General features: G+C 63.0%; 13 protein-coding genes. 9 read left to right on the forward strand and 4 right to left on the reverse strand.

Annotation, left to right across the window (positions count from 1 at the left end):
• Window positions 1-14: 14 nt before the first annotated feature.
• The gene (locus AC1DZ8_RS07560) at window positions 15-1,154 is read right to left on the reverse strand and encodes a citrate/2-methylcitrate synthase (RefSeq protein ID WP_477308893.1); all 1,140 of its coding nucleotides are present in this window, start codon (window positions 1,152-1,154) and stop codon (window positions 15-17) included.
• A gap of 92 nt (window positions 1,155-1,246) precedes the next feature.
• Here AC1DZ8_RS07560 and AC1DZ8_RS07565 point away from each other — a divergent pair, with 92 nt between their 5' ends.
• From AC1DZ8_RS07565 to AC1DZ8_RS07595, 7 genes are all read left to right on the forward strand, one after another.
• Window positions 1,247-2,335, forward strand: coding sequence for a citrate synthase/methylcitrate synthase (locus AC1DZ8_RS07565; RefSeq protein ID WP_477308892.1), 1,089 nt, complete (start codon window positions 1,247-1,249; stop codon window positions 2,333-2,335).
• 216 nt (window positions 2,336-2,551) lie between these two features.
• Window positions 2,552-3,682 (forward strand): patatin-like phospholipase family protein, encoded by a 1,131-nt coding sequence (locus AC1DZ8_RS07570; protein WP_477308890.1) that lies wholly within the window; start codon window positions 2,552-2,554, stop codon window positions 3,680-3,682.
• Between the two features lie 891 nt (window positions 3,683-4,573).
• Window positions 4,574-5,758: an efflux RND transporter periplasmic adaptor subunit gene (locus AC1DZ8_RS07575; protein ID WP_477308950.1), complete on the forward strand. Its 1,185-nt coding sequence runs from the start codon at window positions 4,574-4,576 to the stop codon at window positions 5,756-5,758.
• A 72-nt stretch (window positions 5,759-5,830) separates the two neighbouring features.
• Complete coding sequence (locus AC1DZ8_RS07580; protein WP_477400621.1) at window positions 5,831-8,998, forward strand: efflux RND transporter permease subunit; 3,168 nt, start codon at window positions 5,831-5,833, stop codon at window positions 8,996-8,998.
• Between the two features lie 97 nt (window positions 8,999-9,095).
• Complete coding sequence (locus tag AC1DZ8_RS07585) at window positions 9,096-9,254, forward strand: DUF3309 family protein (RefSeq protein WP_477283885.1); 159 nt, start codon at window positions 9,096-9,098, stop codon at window positions 9,252-9,254.
• 105 nt (window positions 9,255-9,359) lie between these two features.
• A complete protein-coding gene (locus tag AC1DZ8_RS07590) occupies window positions 9,360-9,782 on the forward strand; it encodes a DOPA 4,5-dioxygenase family protein (protein WP_477310987.1) in 423 nt (140 codons plus the stop codon).
• Window positions 9,783-10,114: 332 nt separating this feature from the next.
• Entirely contained in the window at window positions 10,115-10,456 is a 342-nt protein-coding gene (locus tag AC1DZ8_RS07595; protein ID WP_477310985.1) for a hypothetical protein, read from the forward strand.
• Between the two features lie 61 nt (window positions 10,457-10,517).
• Here AC1DZ8_RS07595 and AC1DZ8_RS07600 read toward each other — a convergent pair whose 3' ends face one another.
• Together AC1DZ8_RS07600 and AC1DZ8_RS07605 are read right to left on the reverse strand one after the other, a co-directional pair.
• On the reverse strand, window positions 10,518-11,402 hold the full coding sequence (locus tag AC1DZ8_RS07600; RefSeq protein ID WP_477310983.1) for a hypothetical protein: 885 nt from the start codon (window positions 11,400-11,402) through the stop codon (window positions 10,518-10,520).
• Window positions 11,403-11,635: 233 nt separating this feature from the next.
• Entirely contained in the window at window positions 11,636-12,703 is a 1,068-nt protein-coding gene (locus AC1DZ8_RS07605) for a cyclic nucleotide-gated potassium channel (protein ID WP_477310981.1), read from the reverse strand.
• Window positions 12,704-12,881: 178 nt separating this feature from the next.
• Here AC1DZ8_RS07605 and AC1DZ8_RS07610 point away from each other — a divergent pair, with 178 nt between their 5' ends.
• Together AC1DZ8_RS07610 and AC1DZ8_RS07615 are read left to right on the forward strand one after the other, a co-directional pair.
• A complete protein-coding gene (locus AC1DZ8_RS07610; protein WP_477310979.1) occupies window positions 12,882-13,763 on the forward strand; it encodes a metal-dependent phosphohydrolase in 882 nt (293 codons plus the stop codon).
• A 95-nt stretch (window positions 13,764-13,858) separates the two neighbouring features.
• The gene (locus tag AC1DZ8_RS07615; RefSeq protein WP_477310977.1) at window positions 13,859-14,167 is read left to right on the forward strand and encodes an EthD family reductase; all 309 of its coding nucleotides are present in this window, start codon (window positions 13,859-13,861) and stop codon (window positions 14,165-14,167) included.
• Window positions 14,168-14,542: 375 nt separating this feature from the next.
• Here AC1DZ8_RS07615 and AC1DZ8_RS07620 read toward each other — a convergent pair whose 3' ends face one another.
• Entirely contained in the window at window positions 14,543-14,668 is a 126-nt protein-coding gene (locus tag AC1DZ8_RS07620; RefSeq protein WP_477310975.1) for a hypothetical protein, read from the reverse strand.
• Window positions 14,669-14,875 lie beyond the last annotated feature (207 nt).

The raw sequence follows: 14,875 nt of genomic DNA on the forward strand, positions 1-14,875 counted from the left end.
AAACCAATGCGCTATCAGGTCAACGACCCCTCATAGCGGCCGCGCGGCCTGATGATGCTGCCGCTCATGATCTGCTCGACCATATGCGCGGCCCAGCCGACGCTGCGGCCAAGCGCGAACAGCTGGAATGGTGCATCGCGCGGCAAGCCAAAACTGCGTGTCAGCGCAGCCAGGGCGAAGTCGATGTTCGGGTGCGTGCCGGTCGCGGCGATCGCGGCCTTTTCCAACTGTTGCAGCGTCTCGTCGACAGGGATGACTGCCAGAAGTGCTGCGGCTCGCGGGTCGCCTTCGGGATAGAGCGGGTGGCCGAATGCCGGCAAGGGCCGGTCATGGCCAAGCCAGCGCCGGACCGCCGCCTCGGCGCCGTGCCGTGCCGCATCCTCCGCCAGTTGCATCACCGCTTCGCCGGCGCCGCCGTGGCGCGGGCCGGTCAGCGTCGCCAGGCCCGCCAACAGGCAGGCGGCAGGCGAAGCCCCGGTCGAGGCCGCGACCCGGGCAGTGAAGGTCGACGCGTTGAGTTCATGATCGGCGAGCAGGACGAGGGCGCTGCGGATCGCCTCCGCGCCGGCATCACCCACCGACCAGCCCTGCGCCAGACGCCGATGGGCAGGTGCTGTGCCGCCCGCGGCGCCCAGTGCCTGCGCCAGCGCCCCTATTGTGTGCGCAGCCTCAGTGCACAGCGAGGCGGCGTTGCGTCCAAGCGAAGGCCGTCCCTGGCCCGCCAGCATGGAAAGCTGTGCAAAAGCGGCAGCGCGACCGGCTGAATGAGGTGGCTCAGACGACGGAGCCTTGAACGCCACCGGTTCAGCCGAAGCCCAGAGCACGGCGGCGGTTTCCTCCAACGTCGCCGATTTGGCGAGCGCAACGGCATCCTGACCGCGATAGATGAGGCGACCATGCAGAACGGTCGAAATCGCCGTTGCGATCGACGGTTCGCCCCAGGCGATCGCGCTCTCGGCGATGGCCGACGGACTGCGTCCGCGCGCCCGGCGCGTAGCCAAAGCTGCAATGTCGTCGGCGCGGTACTGGCTGCGGCGCGGATCGGTCTCGTCCGGCCGCATGCCGATGCGGCCACGGCTGACATAGGCGTAGAGGGTTTGTGGCCGGACTTTCAGCCTTTCCAACGCCTCTTCCCGCGACAACCATTCGGACATTTTGAGCCTGATATTGATTATATTGATCAAGATTGATTAGGGCGCGGTTCGACCCTTATCTCTTGTGGAGGAAAGCTGCAAGGAGATGAGACATGGCAAACGGGCTCGATGATGTGGTTGCGGCGGAGACCGTGCTCTCCGATGTCGATGGCCTTGGCGGCCGTCTGACGATCCGCGGTCATTCGCTACCGGAACTGGCGGGACGTTGGCGCTACGCGCAAGTGGTGCGCCTGCTGCTGGATGGCTTCTTCGATGACCTTCCCGGCGATGCCGAACTGGCGGCACGACTGGGCGAGGCGCGCGTCGAGGTGTTCGAGCGGCTCAAGCCTTCGCTGCCGCTTTTGGCGCCGCTCGAGATCTACAGCGCCATGCGCGCCGGCATGGCGCTGCTGCCGGACGGCGAGAGCCTGACGGACGCGTTGCGGCTGATCGCGGCGCCCGCGGTGCTGACGCCAGCCCTGCTGCGCTTCAAGCGCGGCGAGCAGCCGATCACGCCCGACGCCAAGGCCGATCATGCCGCCGACATGCTGCGGATGCTCAAGGGGTCGGTCCCGTCGCCGGCTTTGGCGAAAGCGCTCGACACCTACCTAGTCACCGTCTGCGACCACGGTCTCAACGCCTCGACCTTCGCTACCCGCGTCGTCGCTTCGACGCAGGCCGGGCTGACATCTTCTATCCTGGCCGGGCTCGGCGCGCTCAAGGGGCCGCTGCACGGCGGCGCGCCCGGTCCGGTGATTGAGATGCTCGATGCCATCCAGGCGCATGGCGATGCCGCCGCCTGGCTGCGCGATGAAATCCAGCAGGGCAGGCGCATCATGGGCTTTGGCCATCGCATCTACCGCGTGCGCGATCCGCGCGCCGATGTGCTGAAAACTGTCGTGCGGCAGCTCGGCAGCGAGGGCGAGACCGGCCAACGGCTGGCTTTCGCCGAGAAGGTCGAGCAGACGGCGCTCGAGGTGCTTCGCATCGCCAAGCCACAGCGCTCGCTGCAGACCAATGTCGAGTTCTACACCGCGCTGGTGCTGGAAGCGGCGGGTTTTCCGCCGCAGGCCTTCAGCAATGTCTTCGCCGCCGGGCGCGTCGCCGGCTGGATCGCGCATGCGCGCGAACAGCAGACGACAGGACGGCTGATCCGTCCGCAGTCGCGCTATGTCGGGCCAGTGCCGAAGCTTGTTGCCTGAGGTTCCAGGGCTGTTTCGGAAGAGCATGGCCTCTCCGCCTCACGGCGGAGGGGCTTTTTCTTCATGACCAAAATTTCATGTGATCACGCGACCGTGTTCGTGTTCTTGCCTCGGTCGTCACTTATATGCTGCACTGCAACATAAGCCGGCTGCAGTCGAACCCGCCCGATCCTCGCGCGGATGAGGCAGCAGCGACCAAACCGATACAGGAACGCCATGACGAAAAACGGCAAGGCGGAGGAAACCAAGAAGATCAACATCGCGCTGCAGGGCGGCGGCTCGCACGGGGCTTTCTCCTGGGGCGTGCTCGACCGGCTGCTGGAGGATGGCCGGCTCGACATTTCGGCGGTATCCGGCACCAGCGCCGGCGCCATGAATGCGGTGGCGCTGGCCGACGGCTTTGTGCGCGGTGGCGTCGAAGGAGCACGCAAGAAGCTCGACGATTTCTGGCGCGCGGTGGCGGCGAAGGGCCGCTTCAGTCCGGTGCAGCGCATGCCATGGGACGTCGCCTGGGGCAATTGGTCGATCGAAAACACGCCGGGCTATTTCTTCTTCGACACCATGTCGCGGGTGTTTTCGCCCTATGTCGCCAACCCGCTCGGCCTGAACCCGCTGCGCGACGTGGTCGAGCAGGAGATCGATTTCGCCAATGTCCACGCCTGCAAGTCGATGGAGCTGTTCATCTCGGCGACCAATGTCGAGACCGGACAGCTGCGGGTCTTTTCCGATGGCGAGATCGACCTCGACACGGTGATGGCCTCGGCCTGCCTGCCCCAACTGTTCCGCGCCGTCGAGATCAAGGGCGTGCCCTACTGGGATGGCGGCTATGGCGGCAATCCGGCGCTGTATCCGTTCTTCAAGACGGCGGCGACCGAGGACGTGCTGCTGGTGCAGATCAATCCGGTGGTGCGCGAAGGCACGCCGAAAAGCGCCAATGAAATCCAGAACCGCATCGACGAGATCACCTTCAATGCCGGGCTGCTCAACGAATTCCGCTCGATCGCCTTCGTCAAGGAACTGATCGCCGCCGGCCGCCTGCCGCGTGGCGAATACCGCGACATTCGCATGCACCGCATCGACGCCGACGAGGCGTTCAAGGATCTGTCGGCATCGTCGAAGGTCAATGCCGAATGGGCGTTCCTGAGCTATCTCAGAGACCTTGGCCGCACGGCCGCCAGCGACTGGCTGGAGGAGAATTACGACGCCGTCGCCAAGCGGCCGACGCTCGATCTTTCCGGCGAGCTCGACGACGGCTTCAAGCCGGTGCGCGGCCCGGCGCCGGGACGGCGGGTCAAGGAATTTCTCGCGGCGCGCAAGAAGCCGGAAGCGGAGCGCCGGCGGGCCTGAGCTTTTTCGCCGAAGACGGGGTGTGCTCGCACACCCTGTCTGATGCGGACATCAGGCGTCGGCAACGTCCCTCGGCTCAGCTCTCGGCGCCAGTCGCCAGTCGGTTTCCCGGTGTAGCGCAACCTTTGCGTGCGACGGTATACAAAATCATACTGACGCCTGCTGCCATCTGCTGGGCAGCGGCTGAGGGCGCGCCTACATCTGAGCGCGAAAAACTAGTGCTGACGCAGGATGGTGTCGGCGCTCAAAACGCCTTTGAAAACAGGCTGGCCTCTCGCATCCACGCAGCGCTGGACATTGTGTCGGCGTATCGCAAGGTAGCAGGCTGTTCGGTTCACATCCGTTGCAGAACCTGCCGGCGCTTTCGGCATTTGTTCTGTCCGGACGATCGACGCTTTGGCAATCCGGACTTGAGTCGCATGCCTTGCCACTTTGCAAGCAATTCCAAGGCATTACTTAAATTGAACGTAGCCGGAGGTGTTGGTCTTTCGCCAACAGGAATTGGTACGGCTTCTCGGCCGAGGCCTGTGTCCGGGTCAGAAATCTGGCGCAACTGTTGGCCAAGGCGCTGTGCCGCTTTCCGCCGGGGGATATGGCTCGCCGATAGGGCCATCAGGGAAGATCAGCCTATCACGGAAAGATCGTAAGCCGGCTGCGGTCCGACCGCGTGACAGGACGCTGACAAATCGTTTCCCGCTAGCCACACTCCGCAATGCTCCTGCAACTTTTCGACTGTATTGCGGTGCAACTTTGCTGTAGAAGCGCGGCTTCGCCGTTCACGGCAAATTGAAGACGGCCTAGCGCGCACCCATATCGGCGACGCGCCCGAGTTGGAAGACACGGAAGCTCCTACAAGACGGTTTGGCCGAATCCCACAGTGGAAAAACGATGATGCCGAAAATCAGGTTTCACAAGCTTGCCGCTATTGTCGTGCTCATCGGCTTTGCCGCCTGGATGGGAACGGGTGCGTTCTCGTCCGTCGGCAGCGCCGCTGTCGAAGGTGCAGCCAAGGCAGGCGATCCGGCCAAGCCCGGCGATCAGGCCAAGGCGCCGGATGCAGCCAAGCCTAAAACCGCAGAGGCAGAGCCCAAAGCGCCGCTGCGCACCGTTGCGGTGGTGACGCCGCCGCGCAAGACCTATGCTCGCGCCATCCGCATTTCCGGCCTGACCGAGGCCGACAAGCGCGCAGTGCTCGCCACGCGCGTCGCTGGTGTCATCGAAAAGCTGCCGGTGAAGCAGGGCGATCACGTCAAGACCGGCGACCTGGTGCTGATGCTGGCGGCGGAAGAAAAGATCTCGATGGTCGACAACGCCAAGCAGTTGGTCGTGCAGCGCCAGGCCGAACTGGAGGCCTCGCTGAAGCTGATGAAGACCGGCAACTTGCCCAAGCTGCAGCTCGACACCGCGCGCTCGAACCTGACCGCAGCGCAGTCGCAGTTGGAGACGGCGCAGGCCGAACTCGACCGCAATCTGGTCAAGGCGCCTTTCGATGGCGTCATTGACCGGGTGCCGGTGGAACTCGGCAGTTCCGTCATGCAGGGCGGCGAAGTCGCCACCATCCTCAAGCTCGATCCGGTCATTGCGCGCGGCGAAATCAGCGAGCGCGATCTTGGCTACCTCAAGCTCGGCGACAAGGCCGCCGTGCGCCTCGTCAGCGGCCAGACCGTCGAAGGCACCGTGCGCTACATCAGCCGCGACGCCTCGTCGGCAACCCGCACCTTCCGCATCGAGATCGCCATCCCGAATGGCGACGGCTCGGTACCGGCCGGCATGACGGCTGAGATTTCGCTCAGCGCGCAGCCGACCGACGCCGTCATGTTGCCGCGCTCGGTGGTGACGCTGAGCGACAAGGGCGACCTCGGCATCCGCGCCGTCGACAAGGATAACAAGGTGGTGTTCTTCCCGATCGACCTGGTCGACGACTCGCCGAGAGGCCTGGTGCTTGGCGGTATTCCCGCCGATGCCCGCGTCATCGTCGCCGGCCAGGAACTGGTCAAGGAAGGCGATGTGGTCAAGCCGGTCGAGGCCGACCAGGCGATCATCCAGAAATTGTTGGGCGAGGCCGGCACGCAGTAGCGCCGGAATGGCCCCGGGCGGGGACAACCGGCTGCAATGCGGCTCCTGAAATCTTGAGAACAGGCGTTAGCCATGGATATCGTCAAACTCGCGATCAACAATGCCCGGTTGACCATTTCGGCCCTGCTCTTCCTGCTGGTCGCCGGGTGGGTCGCGTATCAGTCGACACCGAAGGAAGCGGAACCCGACGTTCCGATTCCGATGATGTATGTCAGCCTGATCTATCAGGGCATTTCGCCTGAGGATTCCGAGCGCCTTCTGCTGCGGCCGATGGAAAGCAAGCTGAAGAGCCTGAAGGGCCTCAAGGAAATGCGCTCGGCCGCCTTCCAGGGCGGCGGCTATGTGCTGGTCGAGTTCCAGCCGCAGACCAATCTGGCGACCGCACTGCAGGACACGCGCTCCAAGGTGCAGGACGGCAAGGCCGACCTGCCGCAGGCGGCCGAAGAGCCTGTCGTCACCGAGGTCAACATCTCCGAATTCCCGGTGCTGGTGGTGACGCTGTCGGGCGAACTGCCCGAGCGCGTGCTGACGGCTGCGGCGCGCGAATTGCGCGACCGCATCGAAGAAGTGCCCGGCGTTCTCGAAGGCTCGCTGCAAGGTTCGCGCGACGACCTCGTCGAAGTCGTCATCGATCCGATGAAACTGTCGTCCTACGGCCTGCAGCTCGATCAGCTGATCGGCGCGGTAGGGGCTTCCAACAGCCTGGTCGCCGCCGGTAACATAGAGGGCTCGGAAGGCAAATACGCGGTCAAGGTGCCATCGCTGATCGAGACGCCCGAGGATGTGGCGTCGCTGCCGGTGGTCGCCGGACCCAATGCCGTGGTGCAGGCCAAGGACATCGCCACGGTGCGTTCGACCTTCGCCGATGCCACGACGATCACCCGCCTTAACGGCAAGCCGGCCATCGCCATCGAAGTCAAGAAGCGCATCGGCGCCAATCTGATCGACACGCTGGCCAAGGTGCGGGAGGTGTCCGACGCCTTCGTCAAGACGATGCCGGAAGGCATGAACGTCACCTACACGCAGGACAAGTCGGTCTTCGTCAACCAGCTTCTGGGTGACCTGCAGAACCATGTGATGATCGCCGTCATCCTGGTGTTCATCGTCATCCTCTATGCGCTGTCTGGCCGCGCCTCGCTGCTGATCGGACTTGCCATTCCGTCATCCTTCCTGATCGGCATCCTGCTGCTTGCGATGATGGGCTACACGATCAACATGATCGTGCTGTTCAGCCTCATCCTGGCGGTCGGCATGCTGGTGGACGACGCCATCATCGTCACCGAGTTCGCCGAACGGCGCATGGGCGAAGGCATGCCGAAGGCGGAAGCCTTCGCGCTGGCCGCCAAGCGAATGGCCGGTCCGGTCATCGCCGCGACCATGACCCGCATCGCGGCCTTCTCGCCGCTCTTGTTCTGGCCCGGCATTATCGGCGACTTCATGAAATACATGCCGATCACGCTGATCGTCACGCTGTCGGCCTCGATGCTCTATGCGCTGGTGTTCGCGCCGACGCTAGGCGCGCTCTTCGCCAAGGCGCCTGAGCATCATGAGGAAAACCGCGACGGCTGGTATATGGCGCTGGTCAAGCAAGCGGTGCGCTTCCCCGTCACCGTGCTGGTGCTCACCGCCGTGCTTTTGACCGGCATCGTCTTCGCCTATTCGAAATATGGCGCCGGCGTTGAGTTCTTCCCCAGCGTCGAGCCCGATTACGGCCTGCTCTATGTGCACGCCCGCGGCAATCTCTCGCTGGACGAAATGGACACCGCAACCAAGATCGCGGAAAACCGGCTGCTCGGCTGGCCCGGCGTGAAGTCGGTCTACACTCGCGTCGGCAAGACGCAAGGCGGCGGCCAGGATGTGCCGGAAGATGTCGTCGGCGTCATCCAGTATGAGTTCATCGACTGGCGCGAGCGCAAATCGGCGAACCAGATTCTGGATGAGTTGCGCGCCGTCATGGCCGGCATTCCCGGCGTCGATGTCGAGGTGCGCGTGCCGGAGGCCGGTCCGCCCACCGGCAAGGCGATCCAGCTTCGGCTTTCGGCCGTCGATCCCAAGGGGCTCGACGACCAGGCCCGCGCCGTTGCGGCCCGCATCGCCAAGGTGCCGGGCGTCATCGACATCTCCGACGGCCTGCCGCCGCCCGGCGTTGACTGGGCGCTCGAGGTCGACCGCGCCAAGGCGGCGCAGTACGGCATCAGCCCGACTGCTGTGGGCACGGTGGTGCAATTGGTGACCAACGGGTTGAAGCTGTCGGAATACCGGCCAGCCGGCGCCGACGATGCGGTTGACATCAGGCTGCGCCTGCCGGAGGACCGCCGTACGCTGTCGACGCTCGACGAGCTCAGGGTGCAGACCTCGCAAGGTTCCGTGCCGATCTCGAATTTCGTCGTGCGCAAGCCGGAGCCGACGGTCGGCATCCTCAACCGCATCGACGGCGCGCGTACGGTGGTGGTTCAGGCCAATGTCAGCGCCGGCGCCCAGGTCGCGGCGGTGCAAGCGGAGGTGACCAAGGCGGTCACCGACATGAAGCTCGACAACGGCATACGCTGGAAGCTCGCCGGCTCCAACGAGGACAGCGCCGAAGCCAGCGCCTTCCTCGGCAAGGCCTTCGGTGCGGCGATCTTCCTGATCTTCCTGGTGCTGTTGATGCAGTTCAACAAGTTCACCAGCGTGCTTCTGGTGCTGTCCTGCGTGGTCATGGCGACGATCGGCGTGTTCCTCGGCCTGCTTTTGACCGGCGAGGCCTTCGGCATCGTCATGTCGGGCATCGGCGTCATTGCGCTGGCCGGCGTGGTGGTGAACAACAACATCGTGTTGATCGACACCTATGACCGGTTGCGCGAGGAAGGCTGGGACAAGATGGAGGCGGTGCTGCAGACCTGTCGCGAGCGCGCCAGGCCGGTCGTGCTGACGGCGGTGTCGGCGATCCTCGGCGTGCTGCCGATCGCCTTCGGTCTTGGGTTGGAAATCTTCCATCACGAGACGACGATCAACGCGCCGTCGACGCAGTGGTGGATTTCGCTGTCCTCGGCCATCGTCTTCGGCCTTTCCTTCGCCACTTTGCTGACGCTGGTGGTGACGCCGTCCATGCTGATGATCTTCACCCGCAGCAAGAACAGCCGCTTCTACGCGTTCTTCCGCGGCCAATTCGGCGGCGACATGAGGAAAAAGGCTATGACCGCGCCTGACATGGATGCCGGCGACGAGCCGCCGATCGCCTTTCCGAAAGCCGCCGAATAGAGCAGTTTTCATCTCTCAGACAAAAGGCCGCCCGGAACAACCCGGCGGCCTTTTGCATTGTCCCCTCGTATCTGACGTGCAAGCCGAGGGATTCGGAATGACCGTCACCACCATCCTGATCATCGTTTTGATCCTGATCCTGATCGGCGCTGTGCCGGCATGGCCGCACTCGCGCTCCTGGGGCTACGGCCCCTCAGGCATCGCCGGCGTTGTTCTGGTGGTGCTGCTGATCCTGGTGCTGATGGGCAGGATTTGACCAGGCCCACCGCGGTATCGGGGCACACACACGCTATGGCCCTTGGCCGCGTCGCTCCCGTGCGTATACGCTGCCCGCACGACAATCACCGAGGGAACCATCAAGGTGAACGCAGACATCGCCAGCCCGCCAAGGCCGCTTGCCGAGATCGCCAGTTATCACGCCCATATCTATTATGACGGGCAGGCCGAGCGGCAGCATGCCGAATGGCTGCGCCTGCGCATCGGCGAACGTTTTCGCGTGCGCCTGGGCAATTGGCGCGACGAGCCGGTCGGCCCGCATGAGCAGGCCATGTACCAGGTCTCCTTCGCCACCGAGATTTTCGCCACGCTCGTTCCATGGCTGATGCTGAACCACGGCGGCCTCAGCATCCTCATCCACCCGAACACGACAAATCCCAAGCGCGACCACCTGGTCGATCCCCTCTGGATAGGCCGCCCGTTGGGGGTGCACGGCGAAGTGCTCGGCGAGGAGGATGAGGCGGAAGAGGCGCTGGAGGTGAATACGGAGCCGACGCTGGGGGCTTAGGGATAGGCGGCATCGGCGTGCACGGCTCGTGCTCGGACTGCTTTCGCCTACAATTTTAGCTCAAGAAAAGTATGACGGCCGCTTTGCGCGAGACGAACTCGCTGCGATCTGAAAGCAGACATAGAATCCGCGCGGCTGAACGGCCGTGAGCCGGCTTCGACGGCACAGGTTCCGCGCTGAACCGCGACCGAGAGGCTATAAGTCCCGACAGGTTTTAAAGGGTGGTAAAAATTTCGATCTATCACTCACTTGAATGAACCATTTGTCGTCTACACCCCATAGATTGTGAGAACGGGGCGATAAATGTGTTGCAGAAAGCTAGGGACTGCGCGGTGAATCTGAGTGAAGACGAAGCGAGGCTTGCTGAACGCTATCGCCTTCTTTGCAACCAGAACGATGGGTCTGCAGGTTATAACACGGTCGCCCTGATCGCCGTGCTTGCAGGCGGCGTGTTTATCGTCTCCGCGCTGTTTTTTGGTGGCGGAGAAGAAGGCGACCCTCTCTTCATACTCGGTGTTGGCTTGTGCTTTCTCTTCGGTGGCGGCGGCCTTTGGTTCCATCTGCGCCAAGCCGAGAAGCGTCGCTGGAGGGAAATCAGGTCAATCACTCACAGGTTTCGCAGCCGCGGGCTTGGCGTCCAGTTGAACGGCCAAGTGCATCGCCTGTTCGGATAACTTTGCAGCAGCACGGTGCAGAATCTGCGCCACGCCTTAGGCCGAATGGGTACGGCCGTGCCTACTGCGCCGTGTTATGTGCCTTGAACGCCGCGCGAAGGCTTAGTGCCTCTGGGCTGGTACTGCCAAGCTTGGTGTCCCCGTTCTGCTCTCCCCACGCATAGGCAAAATCAAACACGGGATTGGGTGCGTAAACGGCCCAGCGCGCGAATATCTGGTTCGCCTGATCCGCTGTCGGCAGGACATAAACGTCCATGGACGCGCCGGTATGGGTCTTCCAATTGCCGCCGCCGACGGCCTGGAACACAGGCACAATTCTGTCGGTCGGGATGCCGGCTGCAACGGCCGCCTCGACCGTCCGGTCGATGAAATCCAGATCGAACGCTTTGCCGCGTACGGGATATGGATCAAGACCGAAAAGATCGATCCCGGTGTTGGCCGGATTGAATGTGTTCATGAAACCGGGAGCTTCGAAAGCCCCCATGTCCATAAGGGTAACAAACGTCACCGCTCCTGGGACATTGGCCTTTATCCACTCGGCTTCGGCCTTGAGCGCCGCCGGGCTGACTGCCGGAGGATGATACTTGCCGGTGATGTCAGGCTCGTCACAGAGGCGAAAACCAAACAGCCTCGGGTTGCCGATGAAGGGCTTGACCTTCGCGATGAAGCGCGGCGTCACTCCGTCGGATTCGTCCAGCCATATCAGTCCCTTCATTCCCGCAGGCAGGGCATTGAGCTGCTCGACATATTGTACGTCAGCGAGGTTGAAGCCCGCGGCCGCGATTGCAGCACCTGAGCCGCCTGAGGTGTAATGAAGGGTCTTGCCGTGCTCTTCAGCGGACAGTGTGGATCGACCGTAAATCAATATGATCAGCAACATGATGAGCAATGCCGATACGCACAGCTTGCTCATGCGGGTGAGCTTTGGTTGCAGCGTTGTTGGCATGACACGTGTCCACCTGCTGGTCGCGCGAGTGGGGACGCTGAGGAATGCCTGCAGGTTGAACTCAGCGGCAGGCCTACTTATTCGTCCCGCGTCGTTCGCCTTATAGTCGGTATGAACGAACCCTGCTTCATCTGTTCGGCCGATGGCTCAACGTCGAGGCGCCTCGGCAATTGGCACGACAAAATAGGCGGCCGCGCATGACGAGTCACCTCGCGACCGGGACTGCAGTACGCTCAAGCCGTCGGTGCTGCGCTGCGCCGCTCGAGTGCGGTCTTGCGGATGATTTCCGCGATCTCCGGGCTGCTGCTGCATAGCATCTGGAAGTCCACCGCGTGCAGCGACAGGAGTGAGACCGCGGTTGCGGCGCTGACGGTCGCCATACGCGGTTCGCCGCTGATCAGCGCCATCTCGCCAAAGAAGGCGCCAGGTCCAAGCTCCACCGGGTTCGGCGTCGCGACGGTGACGCGCCCCTCCACGACGAAGAACATCTGATCACCGGGCTCGCCTCTGCGGCAGATCACGGCGCCGGCCGGCACCGTGCGAGGTCTTAACGCGCGTACGATCTCGACCAGCACGGCCGGGCCGAGCTTCTGAAACAACGGCACGCCGGCGACCAATTGCCAATTGCGGACGAATTCTCCGCGGCGAACTTCCTGAGAGAAGCCGGTGGCAAGAATGCCGGCCCAGAGCGCGAAGATGCCGATGCCGCTCATCATGACCGCCCCGGCAAGGACGCGGCCAGCGAAGCTTTGCGGAATTTCGTCGCCATAGCCGGTGGTGGACAGCGTGACCACAGCCCACCACATTGCCTGGGGGATGCTGCCGAACTTGTCCGGTTGGATGTCGCGCTCGATGACATAGCCCGCGAGCGCGACACCGAACAGAACGACGCCGAAGAGCGTGGTGACGCCGATCAGGTTGCGCGCTTCGTTGGCCAGCACCCTGCCCAGCACCGGGAAGAAGGTCGAGTCGCGCAGCGGTTTCAGCAGCCAGACGGCACAGTAAAGGCTCCAGTCGGGCGTGCCGACGAGCAGAAATGCCGCGAATGGAACCAGGACCGCGAGCACATCGATGGTGATTGCCGGCGTCCTGTCGTGAAGGTCTCCCGCACGGCGCTTGAGCAGCGTCGCGACCATCTGCACAAGATAGGCGCCCCAAATGACGGCGAGCAGGGCAACCAGAGCCAGCCTGCTTCGTCCCGAAATGCTCGGTGACGTGAGCGCAGCCACCGCCAGGAGACCGGGCGCAGCCAGCACCGCGTTCAGCGGCGCGTAAATTCTCAGGAAAGGCAGTACCGACATTCTATGCCCACAACCGCGACTACCCTGCAGAATAGGATGGCTTCAAGGCAAGCGCAAAGATGCTTGCCGTCGCCGCGATGCGCATCGCCGACGCTGTGATAAAATCCGCGCCGGAACCGTGCTAGGATGCCTGCCGCACGCGATCTGTCGTGCTTCAAATTGGCCAGGAACGATTGTCATGCTCAATCCGATTTCCATCATGGCCGACCGGCTCGGCGACCATCTGTCGGAACTCTATCTGCAGTATTTCTCGCATCGCAATTCGGAGTATGCGGCCTACATAGGCGGCGCGGCCCGCCTTGTGCTGGAGCGCATCGGCAATTCGAACGCGCTCTATCACAACATCGAGCACACGCTGATGGTCACGCTCGCCGGCCAGCAGATCATCCGCGGCCGGCTGCTTTCGGAATCGCTGACCCCCGATGACTGGCTGCATTATACCTGCGCGCTGCTTGTCCACGACATCGGCATGGTGCACGGCGTGTGCCCGGGCGACAGCGACGACAGCTTCGTCATCAACGAAGCCGGCGAGCGCCATACGCCACCGCGGGGCGCCTCCGACGCGGTGCTTGCGCCCTATCATATCGAGCGCGCCAAGATTTATGCGCGCCAACGCTTTGGGTCCTCGAAGTTCATCGACGAGGAGCGCATTATCGCGGCGATCGAGATGACGCGCTTTCCGGTACCGAGCGATCCGGCCTACCAGGCCACCAACACCGAGCCGGCGCTGGTCAGGGCCGCGGATCTGATCGGCCAGCTCGCCGATCCCTTCTACCACCGCAAGCTGCCGGCGCTGTTTGCCGAGTTCTCCGAGACCGGGATGGTTGAAAAGCTCGGCTGCAAGACCGCCGCCGATCTCGGCGCCTGCTTCGCCGATTTCTTCACGCTGAAGGTCGAGCCCTATATCGGCGACGCGATCCGCTATCTCGAGCTGACGACCGAAGGCAAGCAGTGGGTCGCCAACCTGCACAGCAACCTCTTCCAGTCCGGGCTGCGCCCGGCCAGGATCGGGCCGTTCCCCGGCGTGTTGCAGCCGGCGAGCCTTTCGGTGGTGACCTGAGAGCGGAGATTGTTTGCCGCCGGCGCCATCTTCGCTGACGGGTAGATTTTTGCCCACGTAGCCGGCGGTGGGTGCCGTTTCAAAAGGGGGGACGCATGGCCAGACTTGTCGCACTCTACAAGACGCCGAAGGACCTCGCCGCATTCGACAGATACTATTTTTCGACGCACATTCCGCTGGCCAAAACCATTCCCGGCTTGACGAAATACGAGGTCAGCGATGGCGGGGTTCATTCCCCGGACGGGCCCTCAAGCTATCATCTGATGGCTATCCTCCACTTCGATTCCCTCACCGACATTCAAGCCGCCTTTGCCTCGCCCGAGGGACAGGCCACGGCGGCCGATCTCGGCAATTTCGCAGATGGCGGCGTGGAGCTCTTGCTGTTCGAGATCAGGGAAGTCTGAGCCTCGCCCACCCCGGCGACCTGAGCATCCTCATCCCCCCAACACGACCAACCCCAAGCGCGACCATCTGGTCGACCCGATCTGGATCGGCCGCCCGCTAGCGGTGCTCGGCGAGGTTCTGGGCGAGGAGGATGAGGTGGACGAGGCACTGGAGGTGAATACTGAGCCGACGCTGGGGCTTAGGGGGAGCGTCATTATGAGGTTGGCCTCTGAATTCGCATCCGCCTACAGTTTAGCTCACTCATGCACGACCGGCCGCTTTGCGCCTCATCTCGGTCATTTCCATCGGCTATCGCCGCCCGCCAAAAGCCGACATCGCTCGTCCAAGCGCTAAAGGCTCCGCCGTCACTCGCAAGATTTCTACGCCACGCGTGGTTAAGCTGGCGTTGGTTTGATCACGGTCGCAAGTACGATGCCGGCGACGATGAAGACCGCACCGACCAGATCGTAACCGTGCAACTCCTCGGCGAGCAGCAGATAGGCGAGCACGGCGACGAACACCGTCTGCAGGCTTTCCTGACTCTTGCGGCGACCTTGGCGAAAATCGCGAGCCGACCTTTATCAACCGCTCCTCCGTTGAAATTCTACTCCGAACTTTGACTTGGAACGATCGGCAGTTGATCGGCGAAGTTTGGTAAACAGCCGAGGAACACGCGGCGCCCATTTCTCCGTGCTGTCGGCTTCACGATGCGCTACACTCCATTCAAT

Source organism: Mesorhizobium sp. P2_F7, from assembly GCF_056403695.1.